The organism is Alteromonas sp. a30, from assembly GCF_026788005.1.
Lineage (GTDB): Bacteria > Pseudomonadota > Gammaproteobacteria > Enterobacterales > Alteromonadaceae > Paraneptunicella.
In genome coordinates this window covers 44,546-57,601 of the sequence record NZ_JABEPE010000001.1, presented here as the reverse complement: position 1 = coordinate 57,601, position 13,056 = coordinate 44,546, and the positions used below count along the sequence as shown (strand labels likewise).

At 43.5% G+C, this 13,056-nt stretch carries 9 protein-coding genes; all 9 read right to left on the bottom strand.

Translation table 11 applies throughout. From position 1 onward, the window contains the following. Positions 1-10 precede the first annotated feature (10 nt). The 9 genes from tssA to HJG39_RS00220 all read right to left on the bottom strand — a co-directional run bounded on the left by tssA (position 11) and on the right by HJG39_RS00220 (position 13,056). Positions 11-1,117: a type VI secretion system protein TssA gene (gene tssA, locus HJG39_RS00260; protein WP_268405404.1), complete on the bottom strand. Its 1,107-nt coding sequence runs from the start codon at positions 1,115-1,117 to the stop codon at positions 11-13. A gap of 12 nt (positions 1,118-1,129) precedes the next feature. Then, positions 1,130-5,293 carry a type VI secretion system protein gene (locus HJG39_RS00255; RefSeq protein WP_268405402.1) on the bottom strand — a complete coding sequence of 1,388 codons (4,164 nt, stop codon included), beginning with the start codon at positions 5,291-5,293 and terminating at the stop codon, positions 1,130-1,132. Then, entirely contained in the window at positions 5,290-6,174 is an 885-nt protein-coding gene (locus tag HJG39_RS00250; protein ID WP_268405401.1) for a DotU family type IV/VI secretion system protein, read from the bottom strand. The genes HJG39_RS00255 and HJG39_RS00250 overlap by 4 nt, the downstream gene beginning before the upstream one ends. 6 nt (positions 6,175-6,180) lie before the next feature. Next, entirely contained in the window at positions 6,181-7,596 is a 1,416-nt protein-coding gene (tssK, locus tag HJG39_RS00245) for a type VI secretion system baseplate subunit TssK (RefSeq protein ID WP_268405399.1), read from the bottom strand. Continuing rightward, a complete protein-coding gene (locus HJG39_RS00240) occupies positions 7,596-8,126 on the bottom strand; it encodes a hypothetical protein (protein WP_268405397.1) in 531 nt (176 codons plus the stop codon). Before HJG39_RS00240 ends, tssK begins: the two co-directional genes overlap by 1 nt. Before the next feature lie 3 nt (positions 8,127-8,129). Further along, positions 8,130-8,531, bottom strand: a complete 402-nt coding sequence (locus HJG39_RS00235; RefSeq protein ID WP_268405395.1) for a DUF4150 domain-containing protein — start codon at positions 8,529-8,531, stop codon at positions 8,130-8,132. Positions 8,532-8,543: 12 nt separating this feature from the next. After that, positions 8,544-9,146, bottom strand: coding sequence for a DUF3540 domain-containing protein (locus HJG39_RS00230; RefSeq protein ID WP_268405393.1), 603 nt, complete (start codon positions 9,144-9,146; stop codon positions 8,544-8,546). Between the two features lie 71 nt (positions 9,147-9,217). Further along, a complete protein-coding gene (locus HJG39_RS00225) occupies positions 9,218-10,342 on the bottom strand; it encodes a pentapeptide repeat-containing protein (RefSeq protein WP_268405391.1) in 1,125 nt (374 codons plus the stop codon). Beyond that, a complete protein-coding gene (locus HJG39_RS00220; RefSeq protein WP_268405389.1) occupies positions 10,336-13,056 on the bottom strand; it encodes a DUF2169 family type VI secretion system accessory protein in 2,721 nt (906 codons plus the stop codon). The genes HJG39_RS00225 and HJG39_RS00220 overlap by 7 nt, the downstream gene beginning before the upstream one ends.

Below are 13,056 nucleotides of genomic sequence, written 5' to 3'. Positions count from 1 at the left end.
GGTTCGCCTCCTATTTTTTGGCTTGCTGGCTTATATCCAGCCCCAAAATGTCGAATATATTTAATTGGCCCTGATACTGTACAAATAGCTCTTGATACAACTCCGCAGTGTTTAATTGGCCCCATTCAATAGCTTTGTATACTAAGTAGGGGACCGGGCTGTGGGGATCGTCGTGAGATAAATACTCAGCGGCTTCGGCTAATCTGGCGTAAGCTTCTTCGCGATTACGAATGGGGCCTGCATGGTGTTCAATGCTGGTATGGGGTGCCGTTTCCACGTTTGCTTCCTCCGCAAATCCATTGTTTGAAGCATCGCTCATTCGATGTTTCACATGGTTATACAGGGTTTCATAAATCCCGTTTACCAATCCGGTAATCCCGTTAAGCGCTGGTGCAGCGCTGCCTAGTAAATTATCGAAGTAGCTGGCGTAGTCTTCTAATGCCTCAATAGCGAGCGTTAGGCTTTTGAATAATTCCTGATAAAACGTCACTGGCGAGGCAATAACAGCGGTAACAATCGTATTCACTGGGATAAAATCTGGACCGAGTTTTTTTTTCTGGTCAGCGGGCAGTTGTTCAAGCTGCGCTGCTCGTTCCCAATCCGCCCAACTATAATTTTGCTCATTTCGAGTTTGAGTGATAGCAAGTTGCTTAATGGTGGGGTGCAGCTTAGTGTTCACCCAATCAATGAGGTTGGTGCGATACTCTAAATCTTGCTTGGGGTCTTCCATTTGTGGGTGAATATCCCCCCAGAACTTTTGCGTTAATTGATGTAAAAAATACACGCCGGGAGCAATAGCTTCAAAACCATACTTATTGATTTGTGCTTCCATTAACCAAATGGCAATTTGCAGATCCTTAGTTTTATCGCGTAAGGACTCGGTAGCCAACTGCGTTACCTCATCCCAATTAGCGGTGTTCAGGTTGTGTTTCCATTCACCCCTTGGTGTCGATGCATCATCCGATTTACGTGCTTTATTAATGGCCGCATAAGCGCCATTTAATTTGAGGTCGGCGCCGCAGGGGGCGGATTTGCTAATATCCTTCAACAAATTGTTGATGGATTCACCAACTTGCTCTTGAAATAGGCGCGTTAATTGTTCGTGATGCGGGTTCATCTAAGTTCCTCTTTAATATACAACTGGCACGGCTTGCGGGAACGATAGCGGTATCGCAAGAGCTTGTTTTCTTTCGGGTTTCAAGTTGGGAGAATGACTTTCCTCGGCTTCGGAATCGAGATCGTGTTTTTCTTCGATTTCAGGAATAACGCCATAAGCGGTTAAACGTGCAAATGCGCGTAAAGGCTTCACATTTTCCGTCACTTGTGGCGTACCCACATTAGCAACAAAGGTTAGCAATTGAGAATGTTCGTTTAACGATTCTGAATCCACTTCGAGTGATTGATGTCGGCGAACAAAATCAATTAAGCTCCATACACTATCCGCTTGATAACGTAATGTGTTGCCAGATACGGCTGCTTGCATGCCAGCAGCCCTTTGCAAACCAGAAAGAGAGGGGCGATAAGGCGATTGATCAGCCCATTGTAAACTCATCGTAATAGGCTGATTCGGCAGCCAAGTTAAGCGAGATTCGTCGCCCGGATAACGTAAATGTTGATTACCTACGTGCCACTGCCATTGCGTTAAATGTCGCACCATACTGGCTTGGTCACTCAATACGTTGAAATTCAAGGCTAACTCCAAACCTTGGGCGCCTTGCTCGGTGGGCGAATACAAAATAGCTGAAAAAAACGTGGCAATATGATTCATTTCAGTGATAAACCTTTGCGCCTCTTCATTCCGTTTATCCTTCCACGCTAAAATATTCATGCGTTCAATTAAGCCTGCGGCAATGGGCAAATAACCGCTAAGGAATTGTTTCATTTCCATAGGCGACACAGTGCGCGCCGTTTGCATTTGACTGAAAGGTGCTTTTCCTCGTAAATACTGATTAAACAGCGACTTCACTTTAGCGTATTCACCGCGAATTTCATCGGCTCTAAAACGCTTACAGTGTTCTTCTGCTTTAGTGACAATCAAACGTTGCTTTGATGCAAACACATCACTACCTTCCGGCACGACGAGATCCTTCACCTTCTTAAAGCAGTTACTTTGATTCACTCCCGCCAGTTGGCCTGTCATAAAGCTTTCTAGGTTATCTAGGCTATTTGCAGGGTCGTTGCTGAGTTTTTTGTTTAATTCAATTAAGGTGTTTTGCCACTTGCCAAACAAGCTGTAATCCAAATATTTACCCTTAGTATTGAGTAAAAATACAATCAGTGGCTCGGCGTATTCGGTGGCAATGTCGTTGGCGCGTTCAGATTGTGCGGCAATATAATCCTTTAACTGGCCCTCATGACTAATTCCAAATAACACGTCATTGTATTGATGAGCTGACCAACGAGGCTTATTCAAAGGTTGGTACACGCGGCTTTGACGATAAATTTTGTCGACTTTTTTCAATAAGGCATAAGCTTGGCTTTGGCTAACGTCTTTTAGCCAGTTGTAGCTTTCTTTAAATTCCAGCTTTTTTAATACAACAAGTAAATTCATGATGCTATCCATGGATTTTCGGAAATTACCCACGGCAGCGGCTAAATCAGCTTCTTCTTGGTTGATAGGGCGCAAATGTTCAGGGTGATATTCGGGAAAAGTTTCCACTTGAGCCAGCAAAATATAGCGATTCATCGAAAATTGCAGTTGTTTCATTGCAATGCCTTGGGCAAAGTATTTTTCAATATTCTTATCCACTTTTTTAGGTAGCCACAGGTTTTTGTATTCGTTGATGGCAAAGTTCTCGTATTCCTCTTCTTTTGCTAATGCCTGATTTAGCAGGTCGGTTGACCAATAAAAGTTGGACTTTAACGCCGGGCGACCGACTTCGGCGTGTTCAAGCATAAATGACAAATCATTCAACTTGTTCACTTCCTTGAATAACGTTTTCGCAGTTTGCGACAATTGGTAGGGGTAGGTGTTATTCGCGTAAATCTGAATAGGGGAAAGACTACGTTCATCCTGAATGCGTTCCGCTACGCTACGCATACAAACTTTATAAAAGCGATTGGCATAATCCTCATGCTGACGAAAAAACTTAGAGTTAACGAGGTTTTGCAATGCGGCCTGAATACGTTGACATTCATTGGTTTTATTATGTTGCGTGAGCCAGTGACTTTTCATATGTAAAAACCAAGCGTTAAAGCGCATTAACTCGTCGCTGAATTCAGGAATTTTTTTGTACCAAGCAACAACATTTGGCAGGCTTTGCATTTGTTTACTTACTTTGAAGAATGCCATTGGTGCCTCTACGCTTTTCACAATGCGTTGAATTTCGAGCTCAGCGCTTGATCTAATTTTCTCCCATTTTTCGTGTTCAGCGATCAATTTAACTTTCGCCCATTTTTGATCTTGGTCGGATGGTGAAATAAAGCAGGGGTGAGGGACTAAAGCAGAAGGGCGTTGAATAGCTTTGATATACAAGTCTGAGCGCGCGAAGAAACTGTCCGGCAAATTCTCGTCATATAAGTATTTCATCATTTCAGGAAGTTGCCCCATAACTTCTCTTTTACTAAGTGAATTCGTGATTAAGTTATTCAACTGAGCACGTTTCTGGAAGTTGTCAGACAAGGTGTCGAGCCAGTCACCATAGGCGTTTACTTGTAAGTCGTTAAAGTCCGTTGTGAGCTTTTTATTGAGTAGGGTTTGCATCCTGCATTCCATGGCAGGGAACAATACACTATCAAAAACCAGCTCATCAAAATAAGACGTTAAGCGTTCGTTAAATGGCGTGAACCAAGAAAATGGCATACTGAGATGGTTAAATTTACTAGCATCCATATTGCTAATGTGATCAAACACTCGATGAATATGTTCAATCCGAATCGGACCCGTTTCTTTTTGTTCTGGGAATTCATTAATGGACAATACGAGTCCGTTGGTTTGTTGGTTAAGGTGAGCAGCGTCGGTAAGCAATAAAATAGTCAGTGCAGTAAAGCCAAATATAGACGCATATTGATAATTTCTGAGCTTTTTATTACTCGACATCAAACGGCTACGAGGTGCGTAAGCCAAGCCGCTTTCAGGGAAAACCACCTGTTCTAGCCAATCTTTCACAAAATAGTGATGAATTGATTTGTAATTGCTAGGTTGCTGCTGCCCATTATCTGTTAATAAAGTGTCGTCTGTTTGCGAAGAACCATGCATTTGTGAGTTTGGTGAACCCGTGAAATGTAACCCACGCAGCACCAACGGGTTTTGGAAAATGGTGTGGGCAAAAAGTTCGTCGCAGAAAATGCTGAGATTGGCGTGTAAGCTTTTCAGTTCTTTCGCAAACAAGAGGGCTCCGCTGTCGTCACTATACTGCTTTTCGGAGTTGTCTTGAGCCATGATGCCAATTTGAATATTCCGCACATACAAGCTGAGCTTTTGCATGGCCTCATCAATCCATTGAGATTGATAAGGCTTTACCGAGCTATCGTAATTAAGCCAACCAAACGGTTCATTTAGGCGGGCTTTTAAGGCTTCTTGTTGCCAAAAGGCATTAAAATTAGGTAAGTCGTCGGTTTCTGTTAATAATAAATAAATTGGTAGTACAAACCCTACTTGATTTTGTGTTTCCCAAATCTGTTGGAAAATGGTGTTTGCCCATTCCTGAATCTCTTTGGGCCTTTCCGCTTTGCATAAACGCTTAACCGAAAGGCTAACAATTATGCCATCTAACGGACGTTCCGGGCGGTACTGTTGCGCTTGAGATAGTGCGTTATTGAGTGGTGTACCGTGAATAATCGTACCTTGGTCAAAGTGATACCAATTGGGGTAATGCGTAGCAACTTTGCTCCCGAGCCGATGGCCTTTTCTGGCGAGAGTAAGAGATAAGTCTTGTAGAAAATGCTGGTTTTCTTGAACCTGATTGTCACTAATGAGTAGATAAGTAGGTTGCTTGTAGCGCTTTTCATCTGCGCCTCTCAGCATTTGCCACAAGCTAATACCGCGAACAGAAGCATTACGGTTGTCGCTTGTGGCTTGTGTATTGGCCTTCGTCGATGGGGCTGCTTTGGTATTATCATGCTTTATGAATTGCCCGCTTTTGTCTTTTAGCTCACTCAAGGCTTTAGGGTCGATGCTGACCTTATTCATAAAACGCGGCAAAAACGGCACACGGAAACTCAATTTGTTGCCTTTGGAAAGGTACCAAATCAATAGGGCAACAATAAGAATAACGAACAACCAACCTAGGCCAAATTCATTCGCTTTAGCAAAGTATTGGCTAAAGTAGGACTTAAATTGACCGAAACTCATAGCGTTGCCTCTTTGTTTTTACCGTTTTTAGGCTCGACTTTGTTGTTCATTAATTGTTGCTGCTTTTGTTGAAATTCTTTATCGAATGTAGCGTTAAGTTCATTAGTCAGGCTGAACCACAGGGCAGAACTTGCAACCAAGTAGAGGGCCGCAGCAACAAGCACCACACGATGCCAGCGGGAAATAGGCGCTAATCGTGCGTTATCGAGATCTTTGTTTTTCGAGCGTTGACTTGGCGCGTAACCAAAGGCTTGATTAATCAGGGCATGGTTTTTGTCTGAAATGTCCAGTGCAGAATATTCACAAATTTCAATTAACTTTGCTTTCATTCGTGCCAACTCTGTTTTATCGCTAAGGCATCTGCGAAGGCTTCCTTCAAAGCCTTGCCAGAGTAAGCATAAATACACATAAGCCTTTAAGCGGGCTTCTTTGGAAGCCAAGCTCATACTGACATTTTGTTGAGTTAACTCTTGCATTTTTTGGATCAGCTTATCGCCTGCTACCGAGGTTGAAAATAAGCTTCGTTCTAATAAGTAGTCTATCCAACGCATTGGTTCTGTTAACAAATTTGCGTTTTCATTGAGCAGTTGATCATCAATAAAAGCCACCAACGCGTATTGCATATCTAAGTAATCGGCAAATTGCCCGCCCAAGTTTGAACGTTCCATATTCTGCTTTTGTTGTTCGAAGAAATTGTTTAATTCCCAATGTAAATACAAAGGTAAATCCGAAACCAGCGTGCCATCTTCATGCTTAAGTTTGTTATCGCTTTGATTATGCATGTGAATACGCTTTTTAAGCTCGCTCCAATAGGCTAAAGATTCTTCAAATACATGAAGAATCAATAAGTCATTGTTGCTGGCTTTCGGCGCGATAGTCATGCTGCTTTACCCATTCCTTTTGTCGGCAATGAGGGTGATACGCTGGGGCTTATGTTCCTCTAATGTTTTGTTTGTACCTTTAATGTAAAGCGTCTGATATGGCGCGATATAATCTTTATCACAGTTAATGACACAGTAAAGTTCACCTTTCTTTGCGACTAAATCAAAGGCGTCCAGAGTTGATTGAATGTTGCGCCCAGCGCCAGTGGAACGCATCGAAATAGCATCTTGCAAACTAGCTTCTGAAGCGATCATGGCGCTTTCCATCCATTGTTTAAGTTTGTCGATTGTTGAACCGTTAGCTTGGGTACAGGATATGTAAATGACATTCCCTTTCGAAAGATTTTGGATTGGGGCGAAGTACGTACCTTGTTTATCTAATACAAAATGCTCTTCAGAAAAATTAAAATAGATGTTTTCACAAATGCCTTCGATGTAGTCAATAACAGGCTCGAACGTTTGCATTGGATTGTTATGGTCGTACGTCTTAAAAGTCGGTGGAATAAGATTGCTGGTGAGTGGGGACATATGCCCAGCCATTTGCACTAAGGCTTGGTACAAGGCGAACGGCGTCACGTTTTTGCTTAAATATACGGCATTAAACGCGGGGAGCTGCGCGGTTAAATGATAAACACGTTGGCGCTGCACGCCATTGTTGTCGTTATCGGAAAAATAGTTGCAGATTTTGTTGGCTTTCTCATTGATCAGCTTCAACATTTTATCGAGCTTTTGAATCAGCAAATGGTAATAGGCGAAAGAGTCTTGGCTCAAGGTCAACGGCGCTGGTATAAACGGCAATAACTTGAAGTTAGCGTCGTTAAGCTTAATTTTCGCCAACTCAAAGCCACTGTATTTTCCATTAAATTGCGATTCGGGAATAAGCTGCACACGCGGCTTAAGGCGTTCAATATCTGCACGATTACCAAAGTCGTTTTGGTCGATCACGTTACCTACTTTTACGCTGTCGTAGCGCTTTGCTTGCGTTTCGTTATCGCTGGCACAGGCATCGGTCAATTGCGGAATTGCTAGGTATACATAAAAAGGCTTATCTTCCTTAATATCATTTAATTTAGTTAAGTCTAAGCTCAATAATTTCGAGGGTTCGTCTTGTTCAGACAACACTTCTTCGCGGCGCGTGCCGTCTTCTTGTTCAGATAACACTTCTTCGTGGCGCGTGCCGTCTTTGACAATCGTTCCATCAGGCATAATGGCAATGAGTCGGGTGACTTCCAGTTTGCCTCGGTTGATAGCTGACTCGTCGATGTCTAAATGTATTACGCCCCAACTATAAGGATTTTGTAGCTGATCGCGGTACACCATCAATTGTTCAAAATACAAATTGTTTTGCTGGAAATGTTGCGCTGAAAGCAACATGCCTTCGGACCAATGTACTTGGTTGCGAAGTTGTTGAATGTCTATCATTAGCGGTTTCTCCCGTTTGCTGAACCGCCATCAGAGGCGTCTGATTGAGCCTGAGGGCGCTGTGTAAGTAATGCCATATTTTGGGCATCGAACAATAACCATGGCGTGGTGTAAACACTCAACGTGGCCTTGGTGTTGGGGTTATTGGTGTAATTTGCAAACGCAAACACCGCTTTTGCGTCCTTGTGGTCCTGAGGCAATGTGTTAATTAATTCGTTATATCCGGGAACGATTTCCCGATGCAGGATGTGCATTTGGTGTCCATAACTGGCTAAGTAGCCGGGCTTTTCTTGAAACCATTGCGTTGCGCTTGCACTCGTTAGTAGTGCGCTCAGGTTTTCGTCATAAACAAACACCACATCCACCGAAATTGCGTGTTGTAATTGCGCATCATAACTGACTTGCAAACCAATGCTTTCTACTTCGTTAGCGGCATACCACGGCATATTTTCATTTAAACTTTGCATAGTAGAGCAGGCGCCTAAGCATAAAAGTAAGTTAATCAACATGAGTGTGCGGTAGCTGTTCATAATTTACCCCAGCACCAGCATTTTAATTTGGCTTGGTGTTAATACTAATCCCGGTACATTACTTAACATCCCATTGTGTAAGGTCATATCCAGCATTCTGGTTGACGGCATACAGCTAAAAAAGGTTTTAAAGCTGCCAAGGGCGTTGCGCTTTGGGCCAATAAATAAATTTGATACCACGCCACCACCGCCGGGCGCTGAAGCTTCATCACCTGAACTTATTGCTGTGGTCGTGGCTAAATTGTGTACCGGCATCGCGGAAATAAAAAAGTTAAATACATTGGGCACCGCCATGGTGGAAAATGCAAAATTCGGCAAGGGCAGTGGTGTCGGAATAGGGATTGGGACCTTGCACACATCTGGAAAGCCAAACGACATTGAAAACATTTGTGTTTTACAAAACATAACTTACCTCGTTTATCCCATATTGATGCGTTCAGCATCCACTTTGACGTCTTTTTCAGCGGTCATTAGTTGATGTTGTGCATGAGTTTTCAATAACTTTTCCGCCTCTTGATCAATATATTCAGCGCGATTAAGCCAATGTTTAGCGAGTGAAATGCAGGACTCCTGCACACTCTGAATTAAGGATCTTGCGCTAATGGATAGCTTTCCCAACACCGCGGTGAGTTGAATATTCTGGGCCGCATTCATGCTAATGCTATCCTTGGCATTAACCGTAAATCGTGCGGTTTCTAATGTGATAGGTGCCTGGTTATTGATGGATATTATTCTATCTTTTGTGGTGCTATTTTTCTGTTCGTTTGATGCCGCTTGCATGGCATCACATTCACTTTCGAGAACAGATACAATCCAGCTATGTTCACCTTGCTGGTAGTACAAAACCTGATCACCTAGCTCTGGGTTGAGCAAGCAACTGAGGGCCTTTTTAGCACTAAAACGATGGTCAATGCTGTAATCGCTTTGGTTATCCGCGGTAATTTCACCCACTTGCAATGTATTTTGCTTGGGCGGTGTAATGGGCGTCACCTTGTGGTTTATTTTAGCCTGATTCATCATGTTTACTCTTTATTTCTCTTATCAAATTGAGAATTTAACATTCTGTATTTAAAGGTTTTTTTGCCTTAGTTTTATGCCGCTTTTGCGCCATGTTTCATAAAGATGTTTCTAATTCGCTCTTCTGCGTTTAATTGTATTTTGTTGGTTACGCGTAACGGTTTTTCATGATTGTCCTGCCAAGTGCTGTTTGTTATTTGAACATTGTGAAAATTACCTTGTTCGAAATGGCATTTCTGTACCTGACATTGTTCAAATTGGCTATGGGAAAAATCACCCATTTCAAAATTTCCAGTTAGAAGTTGGCTCGTTTGTATCAGATTCTGTGTGAATATAATTTTGTCTGCTTGTGCATTGGTGATTTGGCAGTTTTGCATTTTACATTGGGAAAAGTTTGCCATTGGCATCACGTTGTTGATGAAGTCGCACTCAGAGAGTTGAGTGTCGATAAATAAATTCTGCGGCATTCGGGTGTTGTGAAAACGACACCCCAGTAAACTCGCTTTGGAGAAGTTCACCGCTAATAAGGTGGCATCGGAAAAATCGCACTGCGTTAAGGTACTGCCAGTCAAGGTGCAGTATTCCCAATGAGCCTGTGTGAACACGTTTTGATGAAACAAGCACTGCAACATCATAACTTGCTTTAAGCGATTGTTTTCCCAGTGTAAAGCGGAGAAGTCGAGTTCATTTAACGCGAAATTGGTCCATTGGTTGTTGATAATCCGCGATTGTTCAAGTGCACAATTTAACAGTGCGCCATCTACGAATTGGCTATTTTCAACAATGCTTTGCGACAAGTTGCAATTGGTTAACGCTAAGCCTTTGCTGTCACACTCTAAAAGTTGCCCTTGATGCCAGTTTGTGTTGCTTACACTGCTCTGAATGAATGTGCATGTTAACAGGGAAGTCGACGATAGGTTGCAGTTAGCAAAAGTACAGGATTCAAAACGACAGCGCTCAAACTTAATACCTTGTAAGTCGCAGGCGTTGAAAGTGGCTTGCTTGAAGTGAACGTTTTGAATTAGCAAAGTGTGTTCAGTGCTTTGTGTTTCGTTTACTGCGGCAAAGCGCACTTCATTAAAGACAGCATTTTCAACGACGACGTTTTGCCACACAGCGTTTGCCATATCAGCTTGCTCAATAGGGCGGCTAATTCGGGCTTTTTTGGCGATGATGGCATTCGGCGCGGACATTAACATGATATACGCTCCTCAAAACTCGTATTGTCGGAAGGCGCTAACACTTGGTTTGACTGATGCTGCCAACGTTTTTGGATAACCGGTGCAACGTTTTGAACATTCGACATTTCGCTGCCTTCAACGCGAGCCAGCAGTGCATCTGCATGATAGAACTGGCTATAGGATAAATCACACTGGTTAAGCTGTGTTTTACGCATTAAAGCTTGGTAAAAGTTGGCATGGGTTAAGCGGCTCTGTGCAAAGTTGCTATCTGACAAAATGCTGCCAACAAATTCGGTGTTAGCACAGGCGCTATGCTGAAATTCACTGTCGCCTAAGTCGCACTGGTAGAACAAGGCGTGATCGGTTTTCATGCCTGTACCTTGTATTCTGCGTAATCCGCATTCTTTTGCGATGGCGCTGTGCCATTGGCTTGCCGTTAGTTGAGAACCGCCGCTAAATTGGCATTTTTCCAATTTGGTTTGCGCCCAACCGCTGAGCACCAATTGGCATTCTAAAAAGGCGCAGCGAGAAAGTTCACTTTGATGCCAGCGGCTTACATTGGCATTGGTTTGTAGCAGCACTAGCATTTGCCCTTGGCATTGTTGCAGGTCGCAGTCGAACAACTGACATTGCACCATGCACACTCCATCTAAGCGACTTTGATTAAACTGGCTATAGGAGCAATCGGCCTTTAAAAATTGCGCTTTTGTTAGCGTGCAACCAACAAATTGGCTTTGCGTTAGCACACTTTGTATGAAGAAGGCGTGGCTTAAGTCGGCATGATTGAAGCGATTTTCAAAGCCAATACTATTGGAAAAGTTAGCATTTTTCAGGTTGGCATTGTCGAACTGCGTTCCGATAAGTTTCGCGCCAACAAAGCTGGTGCATTCTAGGTTGCAACCAATAAAGAGGGTGTTTTCTAAATTGCAATTTTGCAAATTACAGTGGGATAGATCCCAGCCAGATAAATCTAATCCTGATAGGTCGCAGCCGGACCAATCGCGTTGCCGCAAAGCCGTCCTCTCTGCTTCAGATTGACTCTGGGCTTGCTGCCATGCTTGTAAAAACACCGCGCGTTTTTCTTGTGCGAGGCTCTCTTCCGGCCATTGCTCAAAAGGCGTCACGCTGTATTGCCCAGCTTTAACTTGTAAGGCTTCAATTTGGGCGAGGGCATCGTCTGGTATTGCTTGCGCCGCAGACGCTGGAATTGTCGATTTAATATTTTTCAGCGCCGTTACTTGTTCACTCATGAGTGGTAATTTCGCGGTTGAAGCGGGGGATTCAGAAGCTTCTACTCGCGATTTCAATGCCTTCAAGTTTTCTTGTGCTTGTTTTTGTTGCGCTTCTAATTCAGCTTTTTGTGCTTGCGCTGCTGCTTGTTGCGCATCGGCTTCTTGTTTTAGTGCTTTTAAATTGAAGTCGCCGCGATCAATAGCGGCCTGAGAAACCAACACTTTAGGTTCGGTTGGTGGCGTAAGCTGTTCAAAGCCTTTGGGTAATTTGCCGTTGTTAGCGGCTTTTACTTGTTCCAACAAGTCGGCTTGTTGCTCTACCAGTAGCGCATGCTTTACTTTGGCTTCTTCGCTAATTTCCGCTTCAAGCTGCGCTTTTTGTGCATCGCTTTTTTCAGGCGTGAGTTGGGACTCATCCATCGCAACCAGTGCCGCAAGTTCTGGGTCTAAACGTTCTTTTAACACGGTTTGATAGTGGCTAATCGGGCGCGGCGCATCGTTTAAGTTTTCATAAGCTAGCATTAGTTGCTTGATGTCTAATGCATCGGGATCAACACAAGGCACTTGGCCGCGATATATCAACGCGCCAATTTGCTGATTTGGGAAGAACCATAAGGTGTCTAAGCGTAGTTCAAGCTCTTGAGTGTCGTTTATAAAAGCGCGCGGGCGAATGCCGGGCAATGTTCCTGCAAGTTGCGCAATATCTTCGTGTAAGTGTGTTAAGCAATAATATTCGGTGCCATCGAATTCAATATCGAATTGTTGGTCAACGCGCGCGGCTTGGAATAGCTGAAAATCGGTATCGGGCGCTAAATCAGGGAAGTGTAAATCAAGCCATTCTTGGTTGCTGTAATCGCCGTTAAATTGTTCACGCTGTGGATGCGTTATTGGCAATGGGCCGAACCCAGCGGGGGACGAGGTTTGGCGAATAGAGGTAACTGGTTGGTTTGGATCTTCAATTTGCGCTAAAGCCAGAGCGGATTGCTTTTTATTTTGGTAATAACCTAACCCTTGGGGGTTTTCTAGTAAACCTTCGCCACCAAAAGCATGCTGTAAATCCAGTGCGACTTGTGTCACTGGCTTGGCTTGCGTTTGTTGATAACCTATAAACTGTTTTTGCCAATACCGTTTACCGTAAAGCTGCAAGGTTTTCGACCACGACCAATCTAATGCGCCTGCATTTTTATGGCTTAGTTGCACATGCGCTTGAAACTGGCCTGAATTTGGATTGGGATTAACAGCGCTACCAGCAATTAACACTTCCATTTTGGGCTTCGGCATCACCAAATCGAAAATGCTGTCGCCCAAGGCTGCTTGAATTAGCGGCCATTGCTGGCTTTCAACCAAAATACGTTCCTGTATAAAAGGCGGTGTGCTTGCGGTGTTGTCCTTTGAGGTCAATCGGAAAAAGATCACCGGCGCAATCACACAGTAATGCTGTTGCTTAAAGCCATAAGCTTTATGCAAAACTCCCATTGTCATTGGCTTGATAATCTTCAT

Coding starts and splice junctions, on each gene's coding strand:
- tssA (WP_268405404.1), bottom strand. CDS start 1,117: ATGAACCCGCATCACGAACAATTAACGCGCCTATTTCAAGAGCAAGTT.
- HJG39_RS00255 (WP_268405402.1), bottom strand. CDS start 5,293: ATGAGTTTCGGTCAATTTAAGTCCTACTTTAGCCAATACTTTGCTAAA.
- HJG39_RS00250 (WP_268405401.1), bottom strand. CDS start 6,174: ATGACTATCGCGCCGAAAGCCAGCAACAATGACTTATTGATTCTTCAT.
- tssK (WP_268405399.1), bottom strand. CDS start 7,596: ATGATAGACATTCAACAACTTCGCAACCAAGTACATTGGTCCGAAGGC.
- HJG39_RS00240 (WP_268405397.1), bottom strand. CDS start 8,126: ATGAACAGCTACCGCACACTCATGTTGATTAACTTACTTTTATGCTTA.
- HJG39_RS00235 (WP_268405395.1), bottom strand. CDS start 8,531: ATGTTTTGTAAAACACAAATGTTTTCAATGTCGTTTGGCTTTCCAGAT.
- HJG39_RS00230 (WP_268405393.1), bottom strand. CDS start 9,146: ATGATGAATCAGGCTAAAATAAACCACAAGGTGACGCCCATTACACCG.
- HJG39_RS00225 (WP_268405391.1), bottom strand. CDS start 10,342: ATGTTAATGTCCGCGCCGAATGCCATCATCGCCAAAAAAGCCCGAATT.
- HJG39_RS00220 (WP_268405389.1), bottom strand. CDS start 13,056: ATGAAGATTATCAAGCCAATGACAATGGGAGTTTTGCATAAAGCTTAT.